The organism is Oleiphilus sp. HI0061, from assembly GCF_001635675.1.
Genome location: NZ_LWFE01001763.1, coordinates 1 through 834 on the forward strand (window position 1 = coordinate 1; position 834 = coordinate 834).

The following is an 834-nucleotide window of genomic DNA, read 5'->3' on the forward strand; positions in this document are numbered from 1 at the left end:
ATGCGGTGCTTAAATTCAAAGACACCCATACGCAGAACATTCATCTCTACCGGGTCAACATCCACAATTGCGCGATCCAGAAAAGGCTCAATTGCCTGATCCAATTCTGTCACTTCTTTAGGTATACCGCTAAAGACTTCACGAAAGTAAGCCGAGTCGATACGATCAAAGTCATGATCGGTACGAAACTCTGCTTCTACCTGAGCAATACTGGAGCCGGAAATTTGCCACTGATATAGCGCCTGAAGAACCAACTTTCGAGCCTTCTTACGCTGTGCCGTTCCAGTTTTCTTTACAGGCTGACCGCCTGCGGCAGGGTTAGATTCGCTCACTTAAATACCTGACTGTTTAAATAGTTGAACCATCTCTAGAACTGACATCGCAGCTTCTTCACCTTTGTTACCCGCTTTGGTGCCGGCACGTTCAATCGCCTGCTCAATGGTGTCCACCGTCAGAACGCCAAAGGCAACAGGAATACCTGTATCCAATGATACGGCACCCAAACCTTTCACACACTCTCCAGCAACATACTCGAAGTGAGGCGTACCGCCTCTGATCACCGCTCCTAAAGCAACCACTGCGTCATACTTTTTAGTTTCAGCAACACGTTTCACGGCTAAAGGCATTTCAAATGCGCCAGGAATGCGGAATATCTCGATATCACTCTCATCAATACCGTGACGTACCAAAGAATCCACCGCACCTTCTAGCAAGCTTTCTACCACAAAGGAGTTCCATCGTGTCACGATAATCGCAAACTTTGCACCCGTCGTATCTCTAAAATCACCTTCATAGGTTTTAATATTTCGCATAAGACCTTTCTCTTTAGTATGT

Annotated in this window: 2 protein-coding genes; both read right to left on the reverse strand. The window is 46.3% G+C overall.

Annotated elements, in window-relative coordinates; genetic code table 11:
* On the reverse strand, positions 1-332 hold a 332-nt coding region (locus A3735_RS26925), incomplete at its 3' end, for a transcription antitermination factor NusB (protein ID WP_068638996.1).
* Complete coding sequence (ribE, locus tag A3735_RS26930) at positions 333-812, reverse strand: 6,7-dimethyl-8-ribityllumazine synthase (RefSeq protein WP_068511375.1); 480 nt, start codon at positions 810-812, stop codon at positions 333-335.
* Positions 813-834 lie beyond the last annotated feature (22 nt).